20 protein-coding genes are annotated in these 25,108 nt (G+C 73.6%); 17 read left to right on the top strand and 3 right to left on the bottom strand.

Annotated elements, in window-relative coordinates; all coding sequences use genetic code 11:
• Positions 1-173: 173 nt before the first annotated feature.
• The 4 genes from E4P43_RS02860 (at position 174) to E4P43_RS02845 (ending at position 6,419) form a co-directional block, all read left to right on the top strand.
• A complete protein-coding gene (locus E4P43_RS02860; protein ID WP_135143923.1) occupies positions 174-1,274 on the top strand; it encodes a TerC family protein in 1,101 nt (366 codons plus the stop codon).
• A 101-nt stretch (positions 1,275-1,375) separates the two neighbouring features.
• A complete protein-coding gene (locus E4P43_RS02855) occupies positions 1,376-2,482 on the top strand; it encodes a TerC family protein (RefSeq protein ID WP_135143922.1) in 1,107 nt (368 codons plus the stop codon).
• 73 nt (positions 2,483-2,555) lie between these two features.
• Positions 2,556-4,520 (top strand): S9 family peptidase, encoded by a 1,965-nt coding sequence (locus E4P43_RS02850; protein WP_135143921.1) that lies wholly within the window; start codon positions 2,556-2,558, stop codon positions 4,518-4,520.
• Positions 4,521-4,772: 252 nt separating this feature from the next.
• Positions 4,773-6,419 (top strand): M20/M25/M40 family metallo-hydrolase, encoded by a 1,647-nt coding sequence (locus E4P43_RS02845; protein WP_167759037.1) that lies wholly within the window; start codon positions 4,773-4,775, stop codon positions 6,417-6,419.
• A 63-nt stretch (positions 6,420-6,482) separates the two neighbouring features.
• Here the strand turns inward: E4P43_RS02845 and E4P43_RS02840 are convergent, their stop codons facing one another.
• The gene (locus E4P43_RS02840) at positions 6,483-7,151 is read right to left on the bottom strand and encodes an MBL fold metallo-hydrolase (protein ID WP_135143920.1); all 669 of its coding nucleotides are present in this window, start codon (positions 7,149-7,151) and stop codon (positions 6,483-6,485) included.
• 104 nt (positions 7,152-7,255) lie between these two features.
• Between E4P43_RS02840 and E4P43_RS02835 the strand changes: the two genes are divergently transcribed.
• The 13 genes from E4P43_RS02835 (at position 7,256) to E4P43_RS02775 (ending at position 23,252) form a co-directional block, all read left to right on the top strand.
• Positions 7,256-8,635, top strand: a complete 1,380-nt coding sequence (locus tag E4P43_RS02835) for an amidase (protein ID WP_245158903.1) — start codon at positions 7,256-7,258, stop codon at positions 8,633-8,635.
• Between the two features lie 147 nt (positions 8,636-8,782).
• A complete protein-coding gene (uvrA, locus tag E4P43_RS02830; RefSeq protein WP_135143918.1) occupies positions 8,783-11,680 on the top strand; it encodes an excinuclease ABC subunit UvrA in 2,898 nt (965 codons plus the stop codon).
• A gap of 217 nt (positions 11,681-11,897) precedes the next feature.
• Positions 11,898-12,203, top strand: coding sequence for a hypothetical protein (locus tag E4P43_RS02825; RefSeq protein ID WP_167759036.1), 306 nt, complete (start codon positions 11,898-11,900; stop codon positions 12,201-12,203).
• A gap of 148 nt (positions 12,204-12,351) precedes the next feature.
• A complete protein-coding gene (gene uvrC / locus E4P43_RS02820) occupies positions 12,352-14,379 on the top strand; it encodes an excinuclease ABC subunit UvrC (protein ID WP_135143916.1) in 2,028 nt (675 codons plus the stop codon).
• A 38-nt stretch (positions 14,380-14,417) separates the two neighbouring features.
• The gene (gene rapZ, locus E4P43_RS02815) at positions 14,418-15,350 is read left to right on the top strand and encodes an RNase adapter RapZ (RefSeq protein ID WP_135143915.1); all 933 of its coding nucleotides are present in this window, start codon (positions 14,418-14,420) and stop codon (positions 15,348-15,350) included.
• Between the two features lie 14 nt (positions 15,351-15,364).
• Positions 15,365-16,318, top strand: coding sequence for a uridine diphosphate-N-acetylglucosamine-binding protein YvcK (gene yvcK, locus E4P43_RS02810; protein WP_245158902.1), 954 nt, complete (start codon positions 15,365-15,367; stop codon positions 16,316-16,318).
• Positions 16,319-16,451: 133 nt separating this feature from the next.
• Positions 16,452-17,432 carry a DNA-binding protein WhiA gene (whiA, locus tag E4P43_RS02805; protein WP_091930636.1) on the top strand — a complete coding sequence of 327 codons (981 nt, stop codon included), beginning with the start codon at positions 16,452-16,454 and terminating at the stop codon, positions 17,430-17,432.
• A gap of 172 nt (positions 17,433-17,604) precedes the next feature.
• Positions 17,605-18,609 carry a type I glyceraldehyde-3-phosphate dehydrogenase gene (gene gap / locus E4P43_RS02800; RefSeq protein WP_135143914.1) on the top strand — a complete coding sequence of 335 codons (1,005 nt, stop codon included), beginning with the start codon at positions 17,605-17,607 and terminating at the stop codon, positions 18,607-18,609.
• Positions 18,609-19,802, top strand: a complete 1,194-nt coding sequence (locus E4P43_RS02795; RefSeq protein WP_135143913.1) for a phosphoglycerate kinase — start codon at positions 18,609-18,611, stop codon at positions 19,800-19,802. The genes gap and E4P43_RS02795 overlap by 1 nt, the downstream gene beginning before the upstream one ends.
• Positions 19,803-19,813: 11 nt before the next feature.
• Positions 19,814-20,620 carry a triose-phosphate isomerase gene (tpiA, locus tag E4P43_RS02790; protein WP_135143912.1) on the top strand — a complete coding sequence of 269 codons (807 nt, stop codon included), beginning with the start codon at positions 19,814-19,816 and terminating at the stop codon, positions 20,618-20,620.
• A gap of 50 nt (positions 20,621-20,670) precedes the next feature.
• Positions 20,671-22,446: an ABC transporter substrate-binding protein gene (locus E4P43_RS02785; RefSeq protein ID WP_245158901.1), complete on the top strand. Its 1,776-nt coding sequence runs from the start codon at positions 20,671-20,673 to the stop codon at positions 22,444-22,446.
• 102 nt (positions 22,447-22,548) lie between these two features.
• On the top strand, positions 22,549-22,779 hold the full coding sequence (gene secG / locus E4P43_RS02780; RefSeq protein ID WP_135143910.1) for a preprotein translocase subunit SecG: 231 nt from the start codon (positions 22,549-22,551) through the stop codon (positions 22,777-22,779).
• A gap of 131 nt (positions 22,780-22,910) precedes the next feature.
• A complete protein-coding gene (locus tag E4P43_RS02775; RefSeq protein ID WP_135143909.1) occupies positions 22,911-23,252 on the top strand; it encodes an RNA polymerase-binding protein RbpA in 342 nt (113 codons plus the stop codon).
• 22 nt (positions 23,253-23,274) lie between these two features.
• Here E4P43_RS02775 and pgl read toward each other — a convergent pair whose 3' ends face one another.
• On the bottom strand, positions 23,275-24,087 hold the full coding sequence (gene pgl / locus E4P43_RS02770) for a 6-phosphogluconolactonase (protein ID WP_135143908.1): 813 nt from the start codon (positions 24,085-24,087) through the stop codon (positions 23,275-23,277).
• Positions 24,084-25,097: a glucose-6-phosphate dehydrogenase assembly protein OpcA gene (locus tag E4P43_RS02765; protein ID WP_135143907.1), complete on the bottom strand. Its 1,014-nt coding sequence runs from the start codon at positions 25,095-25,097 to the stop codon at positions 24,084-24,086. Before E4P43_RS02765 ends, pgl begins: the two co-directional genes overlap by 4 nt.
• Positions 25,098-25,108: the final 11 nt, after the last annotated feature.

Below are 25,108 nucleotides of genomic sequence, written 5' to 3'. Positions count from 1 at the left end.
CGATGACGCCTGACCGTGAACGGATGCGAAGGGGAGTATTCCTCCGCGGCGGTGTCGTCAGTACGAGACCGGGCCTCGCAGCCCGGGATCCGGCACCGTCGGCCACCGGCTTCCAGCCGGCGGCGGAAGAGACCTTCGGACACTGACGACTGCCAGTCTCCGGAGGTTTGTGCATGGACGTGCCCATGTGGGTGTGGGGTATCACCGTCGCCGCGATCATGGCGATGCTCGTCTTCGACTTCGTCGGCCACGTGCGCACGCCGCACGCGCCGTCGCTGCGTGAGTCGGCCATCTGGTCGGCGGTCTACGTCGGCCTCGCCGTGGTCTTCGGCGTCCTCGTGCTGGTCTTCTCCGGTGCGCAGTTCGCCGGCGAGTACTTCGCCGGCTACATCACCGAGAAGAGCCTGTCGGTCGACAACCTCTTCGTCTTCGTCCTGATCATGGCGAGCTTCGGGGTGCCCCGGGAGCTCCAGCAGAAGGTGCTGCTCTTCGGCATCACCTTCGCGCTCGCGCTGCGCACCGTCTTCATCCTCGTCGGCGCCGCCGCCATCGAGAACTTCAGCTGGGTCTTCTACCTCTTCGGCGCCATCCTGATCTGGACCGCGTGGGTGCAGGCCCGCAGCGGCGGTCACAGCGGCGACGAGGACTACAAGGAGAACGCCGTCCTGCGGTTCGCCCGGCGCGTGCTGCCGACGACCGACGAGTACCACGGCGACCGGATGACCGTCCGGGTCGACGGCCGCCGGCTCATCACCCCGCTGGCCATCGCGTTGCTGGCCATCGGCACCGCCGACGTGATCTTCGCCGTCGACTCGATCCCGGCGATCTTCGGCCTGACCCAGGAGACCTACCTGGTCTTCACGGCCAACGCGTTCTCGCTGCTGGGCCTGCGCCAGCTGTTCTTCCTCATCGACGGGCTGCTCGACCGCCTGGTCTACCTGTCCTACGGGCTGGCGGTCATCCTCGGGTTCATCGGCGCCAAGCTGGTGATCCACGCGCTGCACACCAACGAGCTGCCGTTCGTCAACGGTGGTGAGCACGTGACCCTGATCCCCGAGGTGCCCACCTGGCTGTCGCTGTCGGTCATCCTCGTGACGCTGGTCGTCACCACGGTGGCCAGCCTCGCCAAGAGCCGCAGGGACCGTGCGGAGCGGGCGGTCGCCGGCCGGCACGGTGGTTCCCGGGACCTGCCCCGGGGCACCGAGGGGACCGGCTCCGCCGAGCCGGTGCCCGTGAGCGCGGAGCCCCGGACCGACGGGGCGGCCACGCACTGAACGAAGGCCCGGCGGGGCCCCCGTGAGGGGGTCCCGCCGGAGTTCTGTCCGCACCAGCGCCGGCGCGTCCCAGGGCCGGTCGACCCGTAGAGTGAGGCCTCGTGGAGCTCCCCGTCTGGTTCGAGATCGCGACGTTCGTGGGGCTCACAGTCCTGCTGCTCGCCGACCTCGCCATCGTCACCCGCCGTCCGCACGAGCCCTCCATGAAGGAGGCGGGACTCTGGGTCGGCTTCTACGTCGCCCTCGCCCTGCTCTTCGGCGTGCTGGTGCTCGTCTTCACCAACGGCACGTACGCCACCGAGTTCTACGCGGGCTGGCTGACCGAGTACTCGCTCTCGGTCGACAACCTCTTCGTCTTCGTGATCATCATGGCCCGCTTCCGGGTGCCGCGGCACCTGCAGCAGGAGGCCCTGATGGTCGGCATCATCATCGCGCTGGTCCTGCGCGGCATCTTCATCCTCGCCGGCGCCGCCCTCATCGAGCGGTTCACCTGGATCTTCTACTTCTTCGGCGCCTTCCTCGTGTACACGGCGGTCAACCTCGTCCGGCACCGCGGTGAGGACGACGACTACGAGGAGAACGCCTTCATCCGCCGCATGCGGAAGGTCCTGCCGATCAGCCAGGACTTCCACGGCGCCAAGATCCGCGTGGTCGAGAACGGCAAGAAGCTCTGGACGCCGATGATCATCGTCTTCCTCGCACTGGGGACGACGGACCTGATCTTCGCGCTGGACAGCATCCCGGCGATCTTCGGCCTCACGAAGGAGCCGTTCATCGTCTTCACCGCGAACGTGTTCGCGCTGATGGGCCTGCGCCAGCTCTACTTCCTGCTCGGTGGCCTGCTCAAGCGCCTGGTCTACCTCTCGCTCGGCCTCGCCGTCATCCTGGCCTTCATCGGCGTCAAGCTGGTGATGGAGGCGCTGCACACCAACGAGCTGCCGTTCATCAACGGCGGCGAGCACATCGAGTCGGTCCCGGAGATCCCGATCGTGGTGTCGCTGGGGATCATCCTCGGCGTCCTGGTGGTGGCCACCGTCGCCAGCCTCATCCGCACCCGCGGCCAGCTGGTCGACGTCGACGAGCCGGTCGTGGACCCGGAGACCGCGAAGTCCGTCCCCACCGGCGGTCCGGAGGCGGCGGCCGCCGCCGAGTCGAAGATCGCCGGTGGCGAGGGCGCGTCCACCGACGAGGGCCGCACCACCCGCTGACCCGTCCACCCGGCGGCTGCCCACCCTCCTCCCGGAGGGCGGGCGGCCGCCGCTGGGTTAGCGTCGCCTGATCATGCGGCCGAACGATCTCGCGCTCCTGCGCACGCCGGGGACGCCGACCGTCTCACCGGACGGGCGCATCGCCGTCGTCGCCGTGAGCTGGCCCGACCTCGAGGCCGACGAGTACCGCAGCCAGCTCTGGGCCGTCCCCACCGACGCCTCGGCCCCCGCCCGGCCGATCACCTCGGGGCAGCGGGACACCGCCCCCGCCTTCTCGCCCGACGGCCGGTGGCTGGCCTACCTCGGCGCCGAGCCGGGCGGCCGGCCCCAGGTGCTGCTCCTCCCCGCCGCCGGGGGCGCCCCGCGCCGGCTGACCGCCCACCCCCTGGGCGCCGGGGCCCCGGTGTGGTCACCGGACTCCCGTCGCCTGGCCTACGTCGCGCGCGTCCCCGGAGCCGGCCGGTACGGCACCGCCGACCGGACGGACGCCGCCGCGGAGCCACCACGGCTGGTGACGAGCCTGCGCTACCGGCTCGACGGGGTCGGGTTCACCGGCGACCGGCCGAGCCAGGTGTTCGTCCTCGACCTGCCCGCCGACCTCGCCGACGACACGGCGCCGCTGCCGGAACCGGTGCAGGTGACCGCCGGGACCGCGGACTGCGCGGACGTCACGTGGCGGCCGGACGGGGGGGAGCTGGCCTTCGTCTCGGCCCGGCACCCGCGGGCGGAGCGGGACGTGGTGCGCGACGTCTACGCCGTGGCGCCGGACGGCAGCGGGCTCCGCCTGCTCACCGGCGGCCGCGGGGACTGCTCGCGCCCGGCCTGGACCGCCGACGGCGCGGCCGTCGTCGTCACCGCCGTCCCGGACCTCGGGCCCGAGGGGCTGGACGTCGTCGCGCGCCAGGCGGTGCCCTGCCTGGTGGCCGCCGACGGCGGACCGCTGCGACCGCTGCTCGACCCCGAGGAGCACCAGCGGGGCGACGAGACGCCGACGACCGTGCTGGCCGGCGACGCGGTGCTGCTCGGGGTCGAGCGCCGGGGAGCGGTGGAGCTGCTGCGGGTGCCCCTCGGCGGCGGGGCGCCCGAGACGCTGGTGGACGGCCCCTTCGTGGTGCGCGCGGTCGCGGCGGCGGGCGAGGTCGTCGTCGCCACTGTGGCGCACGACCGCTCGGCGGGCGAGCTGCTGTCGATCACCCCTGGCGGCCGGCGGCTGCTGACCGGCTTCGGGCGCGACCTCGGTGCCACCGGCCGGCTGCACCGCCCGGTGGAGCGGACCGCGACGGCACCGGACGGCTACCCGGTGCACGGCTGGGTCACCACGCCGCCCGGCCCGGGCCCCCACCCGGTCCTGCTGACCGTGCACGGCGGTCCCTTCCGCCAGTACGAGCGCAGCCTCTTCGACGAGACGCAGGTCCTCGTCTCCGCCGGGTACGCCGTCGTGCAGTGCAACCCGCGGGGCTCCTCCGGGTACGGCGCGGCCCACGGCCGGGCCATCCGCCACGCCTGGGGCGGGCTGGACGCCGACGACGTCCTGGCCTTCCTCGACGCAGCGCTGGCCGATGCCGCGCTGGACGGCGACCGGGTCGGGATCATGGGCGGCTCGTACGGGGGGTACCTCACCGCGCTGCTGCTCGGCCGGACCGACCGCTTCGCCGCGGCGGTGGTCGAGCGGGCGCTGGTGGACCCGGTGAGCTTCGTGGGGTCGGCGGACATCGGCTGGTACTTCGTCGACCAGCACCTCGGCACCGACCCGGTACGGCTCGCCGCGCAGAGCCCGATGGCCTCCGCGTCGCGCATCACCACGCCGACGCTGGTCGTCCACTCGGAGGAGGACTGGCGGACGCCGCTGGAGCAGGGGCAGCGGCTCTTCGTGGAGCTGCGACGCCGGGGTGTCCCCTCCGAGCTGCTGCTGTTCCCGGGCGAGGGGCACGAGCTGTCCCGGTCCGGGCGGCCGAGGCACCGGCTCGCCCGGTTCGAGCACGTGCTGCGCTGGTGGGCGCGCTGGCTACCGACGGCGGAGCGCCCGGCCGCCGGTTGAGCCGCTCGACGCATGACTGAAGGTCACGGTTCGTGACGCAGTGCATCGTCCCGCCCGTCGGCGTGTCGCAGGTCACAGGCAAACGCCCAGGTCAGCGGCACGTTGACATTCGACCGTCTCTTGTGCTCGCGCTCGGTCATCGTGACCTTCCTCTTTGCAGCCGGCGCGCGCGCGGGTGAGGGTCGGGTGCCGACAGCGACGTCGGCCCGGCGCGGTCCACCCGTCGCCGGTGACCGATCGAAGGGATCCAGCGTGAGCGACCGACGGACCGCCTCCCCCCGACGGACGGCGGCTCGGGCCATCGCCCTGGGCAGCAGCGGAGTGCTGCTGGCACTGGCGCTGCCCGCCACCGCGGCCACCGCCGCACCGGGCAACGCCTGCGACAACCGCACCAACAACAGCTACGACAAGCTGCTCACGTGCGTGACGCTCGACGGCGTCGTCGAGCACATGGAGGCGTTCCAGCGGATCGCCGACGAGAGCACCGACCCGGTCTACCCGGGCTCGCGAGCCGCCGGCACCGAGGGCTACGCGGACAGCGTCGACTACGTCGCCGGCCTGCTGCGCAACGCGGGGTACACGGTCACGCTCGACCCGGTGCCGGTCACGTTCTTCCGCCCCTCGACGCTGAGCCAGGTCACGCCGACCGCTGCCGAGCACCCCATCGCGATCGCCACCGGCTCGGGGTACGGCACGTTCTCCGGTCCGGTCATCCCCGTGGACGTCAACCTCAGCGGGGACCGGGTCAACAGCAGCGGCTGCGAGGCCGGCGACTTCGCGGGCCTGGACTTCGGTGGGCCCACCGACATCGCGCTCGTCCAGCGCGGGACCTGCAGCTTCGAGATCAAGGCCCGGAACGCAGAGGCCGCCGGGGCCGAGGCCGTGGTCATCTTCAACCAGGGCGACACGATCGGCGGGGGCGACCGGCTCGGCGTCGTCAGCCCGACGCTCGGCGCGTTCCAGGCGGAAGGGCCGGTCGTCGGCACGAGCTTCGCCGCGGGCGAGGCCCTGGCCCGTGCAGGCTCCACCGCGCTCATCGACGTGCAGGAGCCCGAGCAGCGCACCGACTACAACGTGATCGCCGAGCTGCCGGGCGAGAACGTCGACAACGTCGTCATGGCCGGGGCCCACCTCGACAGCGTGACGGAGGGCCCGGGCATCAATGACAACGGCTCGGGCTCGGCCGCGCTGCTGGAGACCGCGCTCCTGATGGCGAAGTCCAAGACGCCGAACACCCTGCGGTTCGGGTGGTGGGCGGCCGAGGAGGAGGGCCTGGTCGGCTCCCGCGACTACGTCGCCGGCCTCTCGCAGGCGGAGCGCGACCGCATCGCCCTGTACATGAACTACGACATGGTGGGCTCGCCGAACTACTACCTGGGCGTGTACGACGCCGACGAGTCGACCTTCCCGGCCCCGGTGGTCGTGCCGGAGGGCTCGGAGGCGATCGAGGACGTCTACGAGGCCTACTACACCAAGGTCGGGCAGCCCTACGACGACAGCGAGTTCTCCGGGCGCAGCGACTACCAGGCGTTCATCCAGAGCGGCATCCCGTCCGGTGGGCTCTTCACCGGCGCCGAGGTGCGGAAGACGCCGGAGCAGCAGGCCGTCTGGGGCGGCACGGCCGGGAACCAGTTCGACCCCTGCTACCACGCGGCGTGCGACGACATCGCCAACTACGACGCCGGGGCCCTCGAGGTGAACAGCGACCTGATCGCCTACGCGATGCTGCACTTCGGCTACTCGACGGAGGCCGTGAACGGCGTCCCGGGCAAGAAGGTCCCGGGGCCGGCCTTCACGCTGCCGGCCCCGGCGGGGCCGGAGGGCACCTTCGCCGGCGGCGGCGGCGGTCTCGCGCACGACCACGTGCACGACCACGACCACGAGCGCGAGAGCGCCTGACGGCCCGGAAGTGAACAGCGGCGGGGCCGGTCCGGTGACCGGCCCCGCCGTCGCGTCCCGGGGCTACCAGCCGCGGGCGCGCCACTCCGGCAGCGACGGGCGCTCGGCGCCGATCGTGGTGTCCTTGCCGTGCCCGGGGTAGACCCACGCCTCGTCCGGGAGGGTGCCGAACAGCCGCTGCTCGACGTCGTCGACCAGGCTGGCGAAGCGCGCGGGGTCCTGCTGGGTGTTGCCGACGCCGCCCGGGAACAGGCTGTCGCCGGTGAAGACGTGGACGCCGGCGTCCTCCGGGCCCCGCCAGACCAGCGCGATGCTGCCCGGGGTGTGCCCGCGCAGGCGCACCACCTCGAGGACCTGCTCGCCGACCGCGACGGTGTCCCCGTGCTCCACCGGCCGCTGGACCGGCACGGGCAGGTCGGCGGCGTCCGCGGGGTGGGCCACGGTGACCGCACCGGTCGCCGCGACGACCTCGGGCAGCGCCCGGTGGTGGTCCCAGTGCCCGTGGGTGGTGACGACGGTGCGCAGGTCGGCGTCGCCGATGAACGAGCGCAGGGTGTCGGGCTCGGCCGCGGCGTCCACCAGCAGCGCCTCGCCGGTCGCCGTGCAGCGCAGCAGGTAGGCGTTGTTCGCCATCTCGCTGACGGCGACCTTGCTGATGGTCAGCCCGGGCAGCTCGCGGACGTCGGCGGGGCCACCGACCTCGACGTCGCCGGTGTAGGTCGGGGTGCTCATCCGGACTCCGTTCGGGAAGTGTCGGCGGACGCCGTTACGGTCCAGGTATGGACGCTAGCGGAGCTGTCGGTACAGCTCAGGACGGTGCCCCGGCCGGGAGCGACGTGAAGGCGGGGATCGTCGGGCTGACCGCCGCGGAGATCGCCGCGAAGGTGCACGCCGGCGAGCTCACCGCGGTCGACGTGGTGCGCGCCCACCTGGACCACATCGAGGCCGTCGACGCCCGCATCGGCGCCTTCCGGGTCGTCCGCCGGGAGGCCGCGCTGGCCGAGGCGGCGGCGGTCGACGCCAGCCCCGCCCGCTTCGCCCTGCCGCTGGCCGGGGTCCCCGTGGCGATCAAGGACAACGTCGCCGTGTCGGGGGAGACCTGCACCGACGGCTCACCCGCGCGCACCGCGGGCCCGGAGGCGAAGGACCACCCCGTGGTCAAGCGGCTGCGCAAGGCCGGCGCGGTGGTCGTCGGCATCACCCGCGCGCCGGAGCTCTGCCTCTACGCCGCCACCGACGGTCCGGGGACGGTCACCCGCAACCCCTGGGACACCGCGCTCTCGCCCGCGGGCAGCTCCGGGGGGAGCGCCGCCGCGATCGCCTCCGGGTCGGTGCCCATCGCGCACGGGAACGACGGCATGGGGTCGCTGCGGCTGCCCGCCGCCGCGTGCGGTCTGGTCACGCTCAAGCCCGGCCGGGGCGTGGTGCCCGGTGGCATCGGCGCCGACGACTGGTCCGGCATGGCCGTGAACGGCGCGCTGGCCACGACGGTCGCCGACCTGGCGCTCGCCCACGGGGTCCTGGCGGGGGAGGGGCCGGCCGAGCCGTCGGACCCCGGCCGCCCGCTGCGCATCGCGGTGAGCTCGAGCTCGCCGGTGCCCGGGGTCCGTGCCGACGCCGCCACCCGGGCGGCGCTCGACCGCGTCGTCGCGGAGCTGCGCGCTGCCGGGCACACGGTCGTCCGGCAGAACCCGCCGATCACGCCGGGGGCGGCGGCCGGGGCGCTGGTGCGCTGGATGGCCGGCGCGGAGGACGACGCGGAGCTCCTCGGCATCCCCCGCGACCAGCTGCAGCCGCGCAGCCGGACGCACGCCCGGATCGGGCGGCTGGTCCGCCGGCTCGGCCTCGTGCGGCCGAGCACCCAGGAGCGCTTCCGCGAGCGCATGGTGCGCTTCTTCGACGAGGTCGACCTGCTGCTCACCCCGGTGACCACCGGCCCGCCGCTCCCCGCGCGCCCCTGGCACGAGCGCGGCTTCCTGGCCAACATCACGGCGAACGCGCGCTGGGCGCCGTGGACCGCCGCGTGGAACCTGGCGGGGCTGCCCGCGGCCGTCCTCCCCGCGGCGTCCCGGCCGCAGGGCCCACCGGTGCCGGTCCAGTTCGTCGGTCCGCCGGGCGCCGAGGCGCGGCTACTCTGGATGGCCGGGGAGCTCGAGCGGCGGCTGCCGTGGCGCCGGTACGCGCCGGTCTTCGACCCCACCTCAACCCCCGGCTGAGCCGTGTCCGTGCGCTGACCGGGCGAAGCTCACACCTCTAGGCGGACGACCGCGACACACCTGGTCGTTGCACCCGGAGGACCGCGACCCGGCCGGCACGGCCGCCGCACCACCTGCGACATCCACCCAGCGACCGACAGGGATCACATGGACCGGCTCGTCGTCCGCGGCGCCCGAGAGCACAACCTCAAGGACGTCCACCTCGACCTCCCCCGTGACGCGCTCATCGTCTTCACGGGGCTCTCCGGCTCGGGCAAGTCCAGCCTCGCGTTCGACACGATCTTCGCCGAGGGCCAGCGCCGCTACGTCGAGTCGCTGTCGGCCTACGCCCGCCAGTTCCTGGGCCAGATGGACAAGCCGGACGTCGACTTCATCGAGGGCCTCTCGCCCGCGGTGTCGATCGACCAGAAGTCGACCAACCGCAACCCGCGGTCGACCGTCGGCACCATCACCGAGGTCTACGACTACCTCCGGCTGCTCTACGCGCGCGCCGGGCAGCCGCACTGCCCGAACTGCGGCAAGCCCATCTCGCGGCAGACCCCGCAGCAGATCGTCGACCAGGTCCTCGCCATGGAGGAGGGCACCCGCTTCCAGGTGCTCGCGCCGGTGGTCCGCGCGCGCAAGGGCGAGTACGTCGACCTGTTCAGCTCCCTGCAGACCCAGGGCTTCTCCCGCGTCCGCGTCGACGGCGTCATCCACTCGCTGACCGAGCCGCCGAAGCTCAAGAAGCAGGAGAAGCACACGATCGAGGTGATCGTCGACCGGCTCACCGTCAAGGAGAGCGCGAAGCGGCGGCTCACCGACTCGGTCGAGACGGCGCTCGGGCTGGCCGGTGGCCTCGTGGTCCTCGACTTCGTGGACCTGCCCGACGACGACCCGCACCGCGAGCGCACCTACTCCGAGCACCTCGCCTGCGTCGACGACGGCCTGTCCTTCGAGGCGCTCGAGCCGCGCTCCTTCTCCTTCAACTCGCCCTTCGGCGCCTGCCCGGAGTGCACCGGCATCGGCACCCGCAAGGAGGTCGACCCCGACCTCGTGGTGCCCGACCCGACGAAGAGCCTGGCCAAGGGAGCCATCGCGCCCTGGTCGAGCTCGATGAGCAACGAGTACTTCACCCGCCTGCTCACCGGTCTCTCCCAGCAGATCGGCTTCTCCATGGACGAGCCGTGGGAGCGGCTGCCCGCCAAGGTGCAGAAGGCGATCCTGCACGGCTCGCCGGACCAGGTGCACGTCCGCTACAAGAACCGCTACGGCCGCGAGCGCAGCTACTACGCCGCGTTCGAGGGAGTCCTGCCGTTCCTGGAGCGCCGGCACGAGGACACCGACAGCGACTACATGAAGGACAAGTACGAGGGCTACATGCGGGACGTCCCGTGCCCCGTCTGCCACGGCACCCGGCTCAAGCCGGAGATCCTCGCCGTCAAGCTGGCCGGCCGGTCCATCGCCGAGGTGACCGGGCTGTCCATCGGCGAGGCCTCGCAGTGGCTGGGCGCGCTGGAGCTGGGGGAGCGCGAGGCGGCCATCGCCGACCGCGTGCTCCGCGAGATCCAGGCCCGGCTGTCCTTCCTCGTCGACGTCGGGCTGGACTACCTCTCCATGGACCGGCCGGCGGCGACGCTCGCCGGCGGCGAGGCACAGCGCATCCGGCTGGCCACCCAGATCGGCTCCGGGCTGGTCGGCGTCCTCTACGTGCTGGACGAGCCGTCCATCGGGCTGCACCAGCGGGACAACACCCGGCTGATCGAGACCCTCGTCCGGCTCCGCGACATGGGCAACACCCTCATCGTCGTCGAGCACGACGAGGACACGATCAAGGTCGCCGACTGGGTGGTCGACATCGGCCCGGGTGCCGGTGAGCACGGCGGTGAGGTGGTCGTCAGCGGCACGGTCGACGACCTGCTCAACTCGGAGCGGTCGCTCACCGGTGCCTACCTCTCCGGCCGCAAGCAGATCGTCGTCCCGGAGAAGCGGCGGGAGCCCACGCCCGGCCGGGAGCTGGTCGTGAAGGGCGCCCGCGAGAACAACCTGCGCGGCGTCGACGTGACCTTCCCGCTGGGCCTGCTGGTCGCCGTCACCGGCGTCTCCGGCTCGGGCAAGTCCAGCCTGGTCAACGACATCCTCTACAGCGTCCTGGCCAACGAGCTCAACCGCGCCCGGCTGGTGCCCGGCCGGCACCGCACCGTGACCGGCCTGGAGCACCTGGACAAGGTCGTGCACGTCGACCAGTCGCCGATCGGCCGCACCCCGCGCTCGAACCCGGCGACCTACACCGGCGTCTGGGACCACGTCCGCAAGCTGTTCGCCCAGACGACCGAGGCGAAGATGCGCGGCTACCTGCCGGGCCGCTTCTCCTTCAACGTCAAGGGCGGCCGCTGCGAGGCCTGCTCCGGCGACGGCACGCTGAAGATCGAGATGAACTTCCTGCCGGACGTCTACGTCCCCTGCGAGGTGTGCAAGGGCGCCCGGTTCAACCGGGAGACCCTCGAGGTGCACTACAAGGGCAAGACGGTCGCCGAGGTCCTCGACATGCCCATCGAGGAGGCCGCGGAGTTCTTCGAGGCCATCCCGGCGATCGCCCGGTACCTGCGCACGCTCACCGAGGTGGGGCTGGGCTACGTCCGGCTCGGCCAGCCGGCGACCACGCTCTCCGGCGGTGAGGCGCAGCGGGTGAAGCTGGCCAGCGAGCTGCAGAAGCGGTCCAACGGCCGGAGCATCTACGTGCTCGACGAGCCGACGACCGGCCTGCACTTCGAGGACATCCGCAAGCTGCTCCTCGTGCTCCAGGGCCTGGTCGACAAGGGCAACTCGGTGATCGTCATCGAGCACAACCTCGACGTCATCAAGAGCGCGGACTGGCTCATCGACATGGGCCCGGAGGGCGGGTTCCGGGGCGGCACCGTCGTCGCCGAGGGGCCGCCGGAGTTCCTGGCGACGGTGGAGGAGAGCCACACCGGCCGCTACCTGCGGCCGATGCTCGACCCCGACGCCGTCGCCGCGGCCGTCGCGGGCCCGGTGAAGAAGCGGGCCCGCAAGAAGGCGAGCTGACTGCTGAGGGAAGCCACCAGGAGCGGGGCCCACGACGGCTCCTCCGGGTTCGACGGCCCCCACCCGCTTCGTAGAGGTGCGCCTCCCACCCGGTCGGGCTGGGGAGGTCGACGCCGGGCGGCTCCGTGCTCAGCACTTGTGAGAGAAGTCACTCCGGGCGTACTCTCCTTGTGACCGACGTCACCGGGCTGCCTGCGCAGCCCACGAGGAGGCCGCGATGAGCGCACTCACTCCTGACTGCGACCCGGACATGGCCCACTGCGGCGAACCGTGGAAGGGCAAGGGCTCACGAGGGTCGGGGATCCTCTCCACCGTCGTCCTGCTCGCCCTCCTGGGCGTCTCGTTGGCCGTCGTGACCAAGGACGTCGTCGCCGACGCCTTCGACTTCGCCGCCGTGCCGGTCGGCGTGCTGGCGGCCGCGGTGCTGGCCCGCCGGGCGGCCCGCCTGACCGCCCGCGGCGCGTCGGCGCTGGCCGCCCGCACCCCGTCCGTCGCGGTGCGCCGGTCGCAGCCCGTGGGCTGAGCACCGCTCCTGCCCGTCCCGACGGAGCGGACCCGACCGGGGTCCGCTCCGTCGGCGTGCGCGGCACCCGGCGCCCTCGGATGTGACACGTGGGACGGACGGGTACGTCCGCGCACGGCGTGTCGGCCCCGCGACCTAATGTGGAGACATGGCCGATCCGTCCACGTACCGCCCGGCGGTCGGATCCATCCCCGAGAGCCCCGGGGTCTACAAGTTCCGCGACCCGAACGGGCGCGTCATCTACGTCGGCAAGGCCAAGAGCCTCCGGCAGCGGCTGAACAGCTACTTCGCCGACGTGGCGGGGCTGCACCCCCGCACCCGCCAGATGGTGACGACGGCGTCGAGCGTCGAGTGGACCGTCGTCGGCACCGAGGTCGAGGCGCTCCAGCTCGAGTACAACTGGATCAAGGAGTTCGACCCGCGGTTCAACGTCCGCTACCGCGACGACAAGAGCTACCCGTCGCTGGCGGTCACCCTCAACGAGGAGTACCCGCGGCTGCAGGTCATGCGCGGGCCGAAGAAGAAGGGCGTGCGGTACTTCGGCCCGTACGCCCACGCCTGGGCGATCCGCGAGACCCTGGACACGCTGACCCGCGTCTTCCCGGCGCGCACCTGCTCCAACGGCGTCTTCAAGCGGGCCGGCCAGATCGGCCGGCCCTGCCTGCTGGGCTACATCGGCAAGTGCGCCGCGCCCTGCGTGGGCCGGGTGAGCGCCGAGGAGCACCGGGAGATCGTCGACGACTTCTGCGACTTCATGGCCGGCCGGACCGACCAGATGACCAAGCGCCTCGAGCGCGAGATGGCCGAGGCCGCCGAGGCGATGGAGTACGAGAAGGCCGCCCGGCTGCGCGACGACCTCGGGGCGCTGAGGCGGGCCATGGAGAAGCAGGCCGTCGTCCTCGGGGACGGCACCGACGCCGACGTCGTCGCCTTCGCCCAGGACGAGCTGGAGGCCGCCGTGCAGGTCTTCCACGTCCGGGGCGGGCGGGTGCGCGGCCAGCGGGGCTGGATCATCGACAAGGTCGAGGAGGTCACCACCGGCGAGCTCGTCGAGCAGTTCCTGCTGCAGGTGTACGGCGGCGTCGACGAGCAGACCGGCGTCGGCGAGGCCGGGGAGCAGGTGCCGCGGGAGGTGCTCGTGCCCGAGCTGCCCGAGGACGCCGACGTCTACGTCGAGCTGCTGGAGGAGCTGCGCGGCGGCCGGGTGTCGCTGCGCGTCCCGCAGCGCGGGGACAAGCGGAGCCTGCTGGAGACCGTCGAGCGCAACGCCAAGGAGTCCTTCGCCCGGCACCGGGTGAAGCGCTCCAGCGACCTCACCGCTCGCTCCCTGGCGCTGTCGGAGCTGCAGGAGGCCCTGGAGCTCCCGGACGCGCCGCTGCGGATCGAGTGCATCGACATCAGCCACGTGCAGGGCACCAACGTCGTCGCCTCGATGGTCGTCTTCGAGGACGGCCTGGCCAAGAAGTCCGACTACCGCCGCTTCTCCGTCAGCAACGGCACCGACGACACCGCGGCGATGGCCGAGGTCGTCCGCCGCCGGTTCGCCCGCCACCTCAAGGAGGAGGCCGACCGGCGCGACGAGCAGGGCGTCGCGGCGGAGGAGGGGCGCCCGAGGCGGTTCGCCTACCCGCCCAACCTGCTCGTGGTCGACGGCGGTGCGCCGCAGGTGGCCGCGGCCGCCCGCTCGCTGGAGGAGCTGGGCATCGTCGACATCGCCGTGTGCGGGCTGGCCAAGCGCATGGAGGAGGTGTGGCTGCCGGGGGAGAGCGACCCGGTGATCCTGCCGCGCACCTCCGAGGCGCTCTACCTGCTGCAGCGCGTGCGGGACGAGGCGCACCGCTTCGCGATCACCTACCACCGGCAGAAGCGCTCCACGAGCATGCTGGTCTCCCTGCTGGACGACGTCCCGGGCCTCGGTGAGGCCCGGCGGAAGGCGCTGATGAAGCAGTTCGGATCCCTCAAGCGGCTGCGCGCGGCCACGGTCGAGGAGCTCATGGCGGTGCCCGGGATCGGCCGGCGGACGGCGGAGGCGGTGCAGGCGGCGGTCGCCGAGCCGGCCGACGGCGACGCCGGGCAGGTGGTCGAGACGACCCTCGCCCCGCAGGGCGCGGCGGAGCAGGGCACGCTGCAGGGCGGGGCCGGCGCCACCGCCGAGGTCGGCCGGGTGGCCTCGTGACGGCCGGCTCCGACGTGACCCAGGGAGCGGAGCAACCCATGTCCGGCGAGACCGCACCGGTCGGCCCGCAGAACGGCGTCTCGCCGGCGCTGGACCCGGCCTCGACCGAGCTCGCGCCGCTGGAGGTCGTCGTCGTCACCGGCCTGTCCGGCGCCGGCAAGAACAGCGCGGGCCGGGTGCTGGAGGACCTCGGCTGGTTCGTCGTCGAGAACCTGCCGCCGGCGCTGCTGCTGCCCATGGTCGAGCTGGGCGCCCGCGGTGACGTGCGCCGGTTCGCCGCCGTCGTCGACGTCCGCAGCCGCGCCTTCTCCAGCGACCTCCAGGAGGCCATCCGCGTCCTCGCGGAGGCCGGGCACCGCCCCCGGGTGGTGTACGTGCACGCCCGGGACGAGGTGCTGGTGCGGCGGTACGAGTCGAACCGCCGGGAGCACCCGCTGCAGGGCAGCGGGACGCTCACCGACGGGATCACCGCCGAGCGCGCGCTCCTCCGCGGCATCGCCGGCGACGCCGACCTGTGGGTGGACACCAGCGACCTCAACGTCCACCAGCTGCGCGCGACCCTGGAGAACGCCTTCGCCCGCGAGGGGCAGACCCCGCCGCTGACCGCGACGGTGATGAGCTTCGGCTTCAAGTACGGGCTCCCGCTGGACGCCGACCTGGTGGTGGACGCGCGCTTCCTCCCCAACCCGCACTGGATCCCCGAGCTGCGCGCGCACACCGGCCGCGACGCCGACGTCCGCGACTACGTGCTCGGGCAGGCCGACGCCGGCCCCTTCCTCGACCGCTACTCCGAGGTGCTGCGGCTGCTGCTCCCGGGCTACCGACGCGAGGGCAAGCGCTACCTCACGCTCGCGGTCGGCTGCACCGGCGGCAAGCACCGCAGCGTGGCCATCGCCGAGGAGTTCGCCCGCCGGCTCTCCGCCGAGGGCATCGCCGCCGTCGCCCGCCACCGCGACCTGGGCCGCGAGTAGTGGGCGGCGTACCGGTGCCCGGGCGTCCGCCGCGGGTCGTGGCCTTCGGCGGCGGCCACGGGCTGGCGGCCGCGCTGGGTGCCTGGCGGCGGATCACCCCGGACCTGACCGCGGTGGTCACCGTCGCCGACGACGGCGGCTCCTCCGGCCGCATCCGCCGGGAGATGCCGGTGCTGCCGCCGGGGGACCTGCGCATGGCGCTGACGGCGCTGGCCGGGCAGGACGAGCGCACCCGGCTGGTGGCCGACCTGCTGCAGCACCGGCTGGGCGGCAGCGGCGTGCTCGCCGGGCACCCCGTCGGCAACCTGGTGCTCACCGGGCTGGTCGAGATGCACGGCGGTGACACCGTGCAGGCCCTGGACCGGCTGGCCGAGCTGCTCGGCTGCCCGGGTCGGGTGCTCCCCATGGCCGACGTGCCGCTGGACCTGGTGGCCCGGGTGGAGAGCACCGACCCGGACGACCCGGCGCGCACCCGCCGGATCCGGGGGCAGGTGGCCATCGCGTCCACGCCCGGCCGGGTGCGGGAGATCTCGCTCTCGCCGGCCGACCCGCCGGTCAACCCGGCGGTGCTCGAGGCGATCGCCGAGGCCGACGTGGTCTCGCTCGGTCCGGGATCCTGGTACACCTCGGTGCTGCCGCACCTGCTCGTCCCGCAGCTGCGGGCCGCGCTGGCCGCGGCGCGGGCCAAGGTGGTGGTGGTGCTGAACCTGGAACCTCAGCCGGGGGAGACCGACGGTTTCTCGCCGGAGGAGCACCTGACGGTGCTGCGGGCACACTTGCACGGAGTGGCGTTGCACAGCGTGGTCGCGGATGCTGATTCGGTAGTTGACCGCCGTGGTCTGCTGGAGGCCGTGCGCGACTGCGGTGCCGAGCTCGTGCTCGCGCCCGTGGCCGAGCCGGACGGCGCACCGCGGCACGACCCGGAGCGCCTGTCGGCTGCGCTGGCGTCCGTGGTCGGTCGGCGGTGAACGAGTAGGGCTGCCCGACCGGGTAACGAAGGCAGGGCCGCCTGGGCGGCACGAGGGGGAAGGGGACGGCGTACATGGCGCTGGCCCGGAAGCCGGGGATGCGACGCCCCGGAGCAACGTGGGGGTGGACGGCATGGCGATGACCGCCATGGTGAAGGACGAGCTCTCCCGGGTGGAGTGCACAAAGACCTCCGAGCGGAAGGCCGAGGTGACCGCGCTGCTGCGGTTCTCCGGCGGCCTGCACATCGTGGGTGGTCGCGTGGTCATCGAGGCGGAGCTCGACACCGGCTCGGTGGCCCGGCGACTGCGCCGCGACATCAGCGAGGTCTACGGGTACACCAGCGGCGTCAGCGTGCTCGCCGGCGGCAACATCCGCCGCGGGGTGCGCTACCTCGTCCGGATCGCCAAGCACGGCGAGGGCCTGGCCCGGCAGACCGGCCTCGTCGACCAGCGCGGCCGCCCCGTGCGCGGGCTGCCGCCGGCCGTCGTCTCCGGCAGCATCAACGACGCCGAGGCCGCCTGGCGCGGCGCGTTCCTCGCGCACGGCTCCCTGACCGAGCCCGGCCGCTCCTCGTCGCTCGAGGTCACCTGCCCCGGGCCCGAGGCGGCCATGGCGCTGGTGGGGGCCGCCCGCCGGCTCGGCATCGCCGCCAAGGCCCGCGAGGTGCGTGGCGCCGACCGCGTGGTCGTCCGCGACGGCGACGCGATCAGCGCGCTGCTCACCCGCATGGGCGCCCACGACGCGGTGCTCGCCTGGGAGGAGCGGCGGATGCGCCGCGAGGTCCGGGCCACCGCCAACCGGCTCGCCAACTTCGACGACGCGAACCTGCGCCGCTCGGCCCGCGCGGCCGTCGCGGCCAGCGCGCGGGTGGAGCGGGCGCTGGAGATCCTCGGCGAGGACGCGCCCGAGCACCTGCTCGTCGCCGGCCGGCTCCGCCTGGAGTTCGGCCAGGCCTCGCTGGAGGAGCTGGGGCAGCGCGCCGACCCCCCGATGACCAAGGACGCCGTCGCCGGCCGCATAAGGCGTCTCCTGGCGATGGCCGACAAGCGGGCGAAGGACCTCGGCATCCCGGACACCGAGTCCGTGGTCACCGACGACATGCTCGCCCAGTAGCGGGAGGGCACCCCCTGCCCCGCACGCCTCGCCGACGCTGCGCCCGGGAGTCGCCCGATCGGGCGTGCGGGCGCCGGGTGATCCGCGGCCCGCTAGGGTTCTGACCCGGAGCGAGGCCGCGCCGCGCGGCCCCCGAGCGCCACACGTTTCGACGCGACAGTGGAGGTCTGCAGTGACGGTCCGGGTAGGCATCAACGGATTCGGCCGGATCGGCCGCAACTTCTGGCGGGCCGCCGCGGCCAGCGGCCAGGACATCGAGATCGTGGCGGTCAACGACCTGACCAGCAACGAGGCCCTGGCCCACCTGCTCAAGTACGACAGCATCCTGGGCCGCCTCGGCCAGGACGTGGTCGCCAACGGCGACGGCATCACCATCGGCGGCAAGCAGATGAAGGTGCTCTCCGAGCGCGACCCGGCCAACCTGCCCTGGGCCGACCTGGGCGTCGACGTCGTCGTCGAGTCCACCGGCTTCTTCACCAAGGCCGCCGACGCGCGCAAGCACGTCGACGCCGGTGGTGCCAAGAAGGTCATCATCTCCGCGCCCGCGACCGACGACGACATCACGATCGTCATGGGCGTCAACGACGAGCTCTACGACGGCTCGCAGACCGTCATCAGCAACGCGTCCTGCACCACCAACTGCCTCGCGCCGCTGGCCAAGGTCCTCAACGACGCGTTCGGCATCGAGCGCGGCCTGATGACCACGATCCACGCCTACACCGCCGACCAGAACCTGCAGGACGGCCCGCACAAGGACCTCCGCCGCGCCCGCGGTGCCGCCCTCAACATGGTGCCGACCTCCACCGGCGCCGCGAAGGCGATCGGCCTGGTCCTCCCCGAGCTCAAGGGCAAGCTGGACGGCTACGCGATCCGCGTCCCGGTCCCGACCGGCTCGGCGACCGACCTGACGGTGCAGCTGAAGAACGAGGCGACCGCCGACGACATCGACGCCGCCTACCGCGAGGCCGCTGCCGGCCCGCTCGGCAAGTACCTGACCTACACCTCGGACGAGATCGTCTCCTCCGACATCGTCACCGACCCGTCGTCGTGCATCTACGACGCCAAGCTGACCAAGGTCTTCGGCCCGATGGCGAAGGTGCTCGGCTGGTACGACAACGAGTGGGGCTACTCCAACCGCCTCGTCGACCTCACCGCGCTGGTGGGCTCGAAGCTCTGATGCGCTCCGTCGACGACCTCATCGCCGAGGGCGTCTCGGGTCGGCGCGTGCTCCTGCGCGCCGACCTGAACGTCCCGCTCGACAAGAGCACCCGCGAGATCACCGACGACGGCCGGATCCGCGCCAGCCTGCCCACGCTGCAGGCCCTGCGCGACGCCGGCGCCCGCGTGGTCGTGTCCGCGCACCTCGGCCGCCCCAAGGGCGCGCCGGACCCGCAGTTCTCCCTCGCGCCGGTCGCCGCGCGCCTCGGCGAGCTGCTGGGCGCCGACGTCCCGCTGGCCGGCGACGTCGCCGGCGACGACGCGCGGGCCAAGGCCGGGGCGCTGGGCGACGGCGACGTCCTCCTGCTGGAGAACGTCCGCTTCGAGGCCGCCGAGACGTCGAAGGACGACGCCGAGCGCGGCGAGCTGGCCGACCGGTTCGCCGCCCTGGCCGACGTCTACGTCGACGACGCCTTCGGTGCCGTGCACCGCAGGCACGCCTCGGTGTTCGACGTCGCGCAGCGCCTGCCGCGCTACGCCGGGCGGCTGGTCGCCCGGGAGCTGGAGGTCCTGACCCGGCTCACCACCGACCCCGAGCGCCCCTACGTGGTGGTGCTCGGCGGCTCCAAGGTGAGCGACAAGCTCGCCGTCATCGAGGCGCTCCTGCCGAAGGTCGACCGGCTCCTGGTCGGCGGCGGCATGTGCTTCACCTTCCTGGCCGCCCAGGGCCACGGCGTGGGCTCCTCGCTGCTGGAGGCCGACCAGGTCGACACCTGCCGCCGGCTCCTCGCCGAGGCCGACGGCCGGATCGTCCTGCCCGTGGACGTGGTCTGCTCGCCGCAGTTCAGCGCCGACGCCGGCTCCACGGTCGTCGACGTCACCGCGATCCCCGACGACCAGATGGGCCTGGACGTCGGCCCGCGCACCGTCGAGCTGTTCGCCGGCGAGCTGGCAGGCGCCCGCACGGTCTTCTGGAACGGCCCCATGGGCGTGTTCGAGATGGCGCCCTTCCAGGCCGGCACCCGCGGGGTCGCCGAGGCGGTCGCCGGGGTCGAGGGGCTCTCCGTCGTCGGTGGCGGGGACTCCGCCGCCGCCGTGCGGGTCCTGGGGCTCGACGAGGACGCCTACGGCCACATCAGCACCGGCGGCGGTGCGTCGCTGGAGTACCTCGAGGGCCGGGAGCTCCCGGGCCTCGCGGTGCTCGCGGACTGAACGGGGAGACCATGGCAGCCACCGCTACGCGCCGGCCGCTCATCGCCGGCAACTGGAAGATGAACATGAACCACCTGGAGGCCATCAGCCTCCTCCAGAAGATCGTGTTCAGCCTCAAGGACAAGGAGATGGAGGCGGCCGAGGTCGTCGTCCTCCCGCCGTTCACCGCGCTGCGCAGCGTGCAGACGCTCGTGGCCGGCGACAAGCTGACCGTCGGCTACGGCGCGCAGGACCTGTCCACGCACGACTCCGGGGCCTACACCGGTGAGGTCAGCGGCAGCATGCTCGCCGCGCTCGCCTGCACCTACGTCACCGTCGGCCACTCCGAGCGGCGCGCGCTGCACGCCGAGGACGACGCCGTCGTGGCCGCCAAGGTGGGCAGCGCGCTCCGGCACGGCCTGGTGCCCATCCTCTGCGTGGGGGAGGGCCTCGACGTCCGCAAGGCCGGGACGCACGTCGCGCACTGCACCGCCCAGCTCGACGCCGCGCTCGAGGGGCTGACCGCCGAGCAGGTGGCCGGGACGGCAGGAGGCGGCGTCGTGGTCGCCTACGAGCCGGTCTGGGCAATCGGCACCGGCGAGGTCGCGACCCCCGACGATGCGCAGGAGGTGTGCGGGGCGCTTCGGGCGCGGCTCGCCGAGCGATTCGGCCCGGAGACGGCCGCTGTCGTCCGTATCCTCTACGGCGGGTCGGTGAAGGCCGCGAACACGGCCGGGATCCTGGCCGGGGCGGACATCGACGGCGCGCTCGTCGGCGGTGCCAGCCTGGACGCCGACGAGTTCGCGCAGATCTGTCGGATCGCCGCCGGCGGTAGCTGAGCCCTGCTGCCCGCCGCCGGCCGGACACGGGTGGGGGTGGGCAGCAGGTGGTGCAGCAGGCGCTCGAGCGACTGGCCGACCGGCTGCCCGGCTGGGCCCGGGGCTGGTCCCGCCGCAGGATCCTGGGATCCGCCGCGGTCGTGCTCCTCGTCATCGTGCTGGCGGTCAGCTGCCTGGGCGGTGCCGGGGGACGGGCCGACGTTCCGGTCCTGGCCGACGGGGCAGACGCCGGCGTGGAGGGTGTCCGCTCGCCCTCGGACGAGGCCGGCGGAACGTTGCGGGTCGTCGCCCCGGAGATCGACAGCCTGGACCCGCAGCGCTCGTACTCCCCGGGCGTGTGGAACCTGATGCGGCTGTACGCCCGCACGCTGGTGACCTACTCGTCCGAGCCCGGGAAGACCGACCAGCTGGTCCCCGACCTGGCCACCGACCTCGGCACCGTCTCCGAGGACGGGCTGACCTGGAGCTTCACGCTCCGCGAGGGCGTCCGCTTCGAGACCGGGCGGCCCATCACCAGCCAGGACGTCAAGTACGGCATCCAGCGGTCCTTCGCCTCCGACGTGGTCGTCGGCGGCCCCACCTACGTCGTCGACCTCCTGGACGACCCGGCGAACCCCTACCCGGGGCCGTACTCCAAGGAGGAGGACGACCCGGACCTGACGTCGGTGGAGACCCCCGACGACCGGACGATCGTCTTCCGGCTGCGCTCACCGCAGCCCGACCTCCCGTTCGTGCTCGCGCTGCCCTCGAGCAGCCCCGTGCCCGCGGAGGCCGACACGGCCGGCCAGTACGGCCAGGACCCGGTCTCCTCCGGCCCCTACGCGGTCACCTCCGTGGACCCCGAGGCCGGTGTCCTGCTGGAGCGCAACCCGCAGTGGGACCCCGCCACCGACGACGTGCGCACGGCCCTGCCCGACTCGGTCGTCGTCCGCACCGGCCTCTCCGGCCTGGAGCGCGACCAGGCCCTCCTGGCCGGCTCCGCCGACATCGACATCTCGGGCACCGGCGTGCAGGTCGCCACGAACGCCCGTCTCACCGACGACGAGGACCACGACCTGGCCGCCCGGGTCGACGACGTGACCACCGGCTCGCTGCGGGTGCTGGCGCTGCCCACCGACGTCGCCCCGATGGACAGCCCGGACTGCCGCGCCGCCGTCGCCGCGGCCATCGACCGGCGGGCCGTGCAGGACGCGCTGGGCGGGCCCGGGGAGGCGGTCCGCAGCTCGCAGCTGTGGCCGCGGGGGCTCGACGGCGGGCCCACGCACACCGACGCCGGCCCGGACCGGGACGCGGCGAGGGCCGCGCTCGAGAAATGCGGCCGGCCCGACGGGTTCAGCACGGTGTTGGCGGTGCCGGACGCGCCGAGCACGCTCGAGGTGGCCGACGAGGTGGCGGGCCAGCTGGGCGAGGTGGGCATCGACGTCGAGGTGCGGCCGCTGGACCCGGCCACGTTCTACGCCACCGAGGTGGGCAACCCCGACACCGTCGCGAGCAACGGGTACGGGATCGTCCTCGCCACCCGGACCGCGGACTTCCCGACCGCCGGCTCATTTTTGGTGCCGCTGGTCGACGGCCGCAGCGTCCGCTCGGTGGGCAACACGAACTACGCCCGGCTGAACGACCCGGCCGTCACCGCGCTCGTCGACGAGGCCCGCGCCGGTGGGCCGGGGTCGTGGGGCGACGTCGCGGAGACGGTGCGGAAGACGTCGGCCTACGTGCCACTGGCGGAGGCGCGGATCCAGCTGGTGGCGGGGCAGCGGCTGCACAACGGCGTGGTCATGCGGCCCTACGCCGGCTACGACATCGCCACCGCGGGCGTCCGCTGAGACCGTGGCCCGGCTGCCTCACCGGGCCGCGGGGGCGCGTCGGCTAGGCTCGGGGGGAGAGCTGGCGTCCGTCGCCGGTCGTCGAGGCTTCCGGAGAGGTCAATGGAGCTGGGGCTCAACATCCTGCTGGTGCTCACCAGCATCGTGCTGATCGTGCTGATCCTGCTGCACCGCGGGAAGGGCGGCGGTCTGTCCTCGATGTTCGGCGGCGCCGCGTCCTCGTCGCTGGCCGGCTCCTCGGTCGTGGAGAAGAACCTGAACCGGCTGACCGTGGGCACCGCCCTGGTCTGGACCGTCTGCATCGTCGGCCTGGGCATCCTCCTCAAGGTCTGACGCCCGCCCCTGAAGGCGACCGGCGTCACAATCGGCGCCGAATCGTGACCGGAAACCGCGGTCCCGGGAGTTAGTCTTCCGGCGCGGTGACCGGCGTCGCCGCGACCCGGAGCGACGATCAGGGGGCACACGTGGCTGGTGGCAACGCGATCCGGGGTTCCCGGGTCGGTGCGGGTCCGATGGGCGAGGTCGAGCGGGGCGAGGCCGCACCGCGGCGCCGCATCCCGTTCTGGTGCGCCAACGGGCACGAGACCCGGGTGGTGCTGGCGAGCGAGGCGGACGTCCCGGAGTTCTGGGACTGCCCCCGCTGCGGTCTGCCGGCCGGGCAGGACCAGGACGCCCCGCCGCCGGCCCCGCGGATCGAGCCGTACAAGACCCACCTGGCCTACGTCCGCGAGCGGCGCAGCGACGCCGACGGCGACGCGCTCCTGCAGGAGGCGCTGGACCGCCTCCGCGTGCGTCGCGGCGGCTGAGGTACCGCCCGGCCTGCCGCGCTCAGTCCTCCGCGCGGGGCAGCCGGCTCGCGGCGGCGGCGTCGAGCAGCCACCGGGTGGCCCGGGTCCCGTGGACCCCGGCCGCCGGGATCTCGTCCCGAGGGGCGCCGGCCAGGGCACGCGCCACGGCCGGCGCCTTCTCCTCCCCGGCGACCAGCAGCCAGACCTCCTCGGCGCTGGTGAGCGCCGGGAAGCCGAGGCTGACCCGGGTGGGCGGCGGCTTCGGGCAGTCGCGCACGGCCACGACCGGGCGCTCGTCGCCCACTGCGGGGGAGCCGGGGAAGATCGAGGCGGTGTGGCCCTCGGGCCCCATCCCGAGCAGGAGGACGTCGAAGCGCGGCAGGTCCCGCCCCTCGGCGGCGTACTCCCGGAGCTCGGCGGCGTAGTCCTCGGCCGCCTCCTCGGGGGTGGCGAAGGCGTCGGACGCCCCCATCGCGTGCACGCGGAAGCCGGGCAGGTCCAGGCCGTCGAGCAGTGCGGTGCGCGCCTGCCGCTCGTTGCGGTCGTCGGAGTCGGCGGGGACGAAGCGCTCGTCACCCCACCAGAAGTCGACCTGGGACCAGTCGACGACCTCGCGGACCGGCTCGGCCACGAGCCCGGCCACGTGCCGCAGGACGGCGATGCCGACGCCGCCGCCGGTGAGCACCACCGAGGCGCTGCCGTGCACGGCCTGCGCCGCGGCCAGGCGGGCGACCAGGGCCTCGGCCACCGCCCGCACCAGCCGGTCGGTGTCCGGCTCGATCACGACCTGCGGGGGAGGGCGGTGGCCGTCGGGCAGCTCGGCGGACGCGCGGTCACCGGGGGAGAGGCTCACGAGGTCACCACGTCGGTCTCCGCCGCCGGGTCGAACCACACGTGCTCGCGGACCGCCGGCCGGTCGGACAGGCCCCGCAGGCCGGTCGCTGCCTCCAGCGCCTCGCTGTAGGGCTCGTCCGGGTCGAGCCGGCGCAGCTCCTCGCTGAGCAGGTCGCCCAGCACCCGCTCGGGCAGGGCGAGCGTGGAGTCCGGGCGGTAGGGCTGGGAGATGACGGCGCCGCCGCGGTGGTCGGCCCGCACCTCCAGCTGCTCGTCCTGGTCCAGCCGCAGGGTCACGGCCTCGACCCCGCTCGGCCCGGGGTCGCGCGACCCGGGCACGACGTCGACCGAGCAGCCGCAGCGGGAGGAGATCCACCCGGCGAGCAGCTGCGCGGTGGCGTTGCCAGGGTCGCCCTCGATCCGGCCCCCGTGCACCTGGACGGCGTCGCTGCGCCGCCCGGACACCGAGTCCAGCGTCGAGGCCAGCACCGCGCGCCACGCGGTGCTGCGGGTCCAGGCGAGGTCGGAGTCGCCGGGGGCGTAGTCCTCGGCCCGCACGCGCAGCGTGGCCGGCGGGTCCTCGGTGAGCGAGCTGTCCGTGATCCGGCGGTCGGCCAGGACCCCGAGCGCGTCGGTGGCGATCCGCTCCGGCGGGACGCCGTGCCACCACGTGACGACGGGTGCGTCGGCGGCGAGGAGCGGCAGGACCACGGACTCGGCGTGCAGGGCGAGCCGGCCGTACATGCGCATCACCACGGCCTCGCCCGGCCCGAGCCGCCCGCCGATCTGCACCTCCGCGTCGAGGCGCGGGACCGGTGCGTCGATCTGCCGGCGCACCACGATCAGCACCCGGCAGGGGTGCATCTCCGCGGCGTGGGTGGCGGCCTCCTCGGCCTCGGTCACCCGGCTCTCGTCGGCGACGACGACCAGGGTCAGCGCCACCCCGGAGAGCACCGCACCGCCGGTCCGCCGCTGGGCGGCCAGCTCCTTCACCACGGCCGAGCCGGTGGTGTCCCACAGCGTGGTCATCGGGTCTCCGT

Origin of the sequence: Blastococcus sp. TF02A-35, from assembly GCF_004571075.1 — a bacterium.
GTDB lineage: Bacteria > Actinomycetota > Actinomycetes > Mycobacteriales > Geodermatophilaceae > Blastococcus.
This window is presented reverse-complemented; position numbering and strand designations above follow the sequence as displayed.

Bases quoted from the DNA above. Each gene is read 5' to 3' on its own strand.
- E4P43_RS02860 (WP_135143923.1), top strand. From the start codon at position 174: ATGGACGTGCCCATGTGGGTGTGGGGTATCACCGTCGCCGCGATCATG.
- E4P43_RS02850 (WP_135143921.1), top strand. From the start codon at position 2,556: ATGCGGCCGAACGATCTCGCGCTCCTGCGCACGCCGGGGACGCCGACC.
- E4P43_RS02840 (WP_135143920.1), bottom strand. From the start codon at position 7,151: ATGAGCACCCCGACCTACACCGGCGACGTCGAGGTCGGTGGCCCCGCC.
- uvrA (WP_135143918.1), top strand. From the start codon at position 8,783: ATGGACCGGCTCGTCGTCCGCGGCGCCCGAGAGCACAACCTCAAGGAC.
- E4P43_RS02825 (WP_167759036.1), top strand. From the start codon at position 11,898: ATGAGCGCACTCACTCCTGACTGCGACCCGGACATGGCCCACTGCGGC.
- uvrC (WP_135143916.1), top strand. From the start codon at position 12,352: ATGGCCGATCCGTCCACGTACCGCCCGGCGGTCGGATCCATCCCCGAG.
- rapZ (WP_135143915.1), top strand. From the start codon at position 14,418: ATGTCCGGCGAGACCGCACCGGTCGGCCCGCAGAACGGCGTCTCGCCG.
- whiA (WP_091930636.1), top strand. From the start codon at position 16,452: ATGGCGATGACCGCCATGGTGAAGGACGAGCTCTCCCGGGTGGAGTGC.
- E4P43_RS02795 (WP_135143913.1), top strand. From the start codon at position 18,609: ATGCGCTCCGTCGACGACCTCATCGCCGAGGGCGTCTCGGGTCGGCGC.
- tpiA (WP_135143912.1), top strand. From the start codon at position 19,814: ATGGCAGCCACCGCTACGCGCCGGCCGCTCATCGCCGGCAACTGGAAG.
- secG (WP_135143910.1), top strand. From the start codon at position 22,549: ATGGAGCTGGGGCTCAACATCCTGCTGGTGCTCACCAGCATCGTGCTG.
- E4P43_RS02765 (WP_135143907.1), bottom strand. From the start codon at position 25,097: ATGACCACGCTGTGGGACACCACCGGCTCGGCCGTGGTGAAGGAGCTG.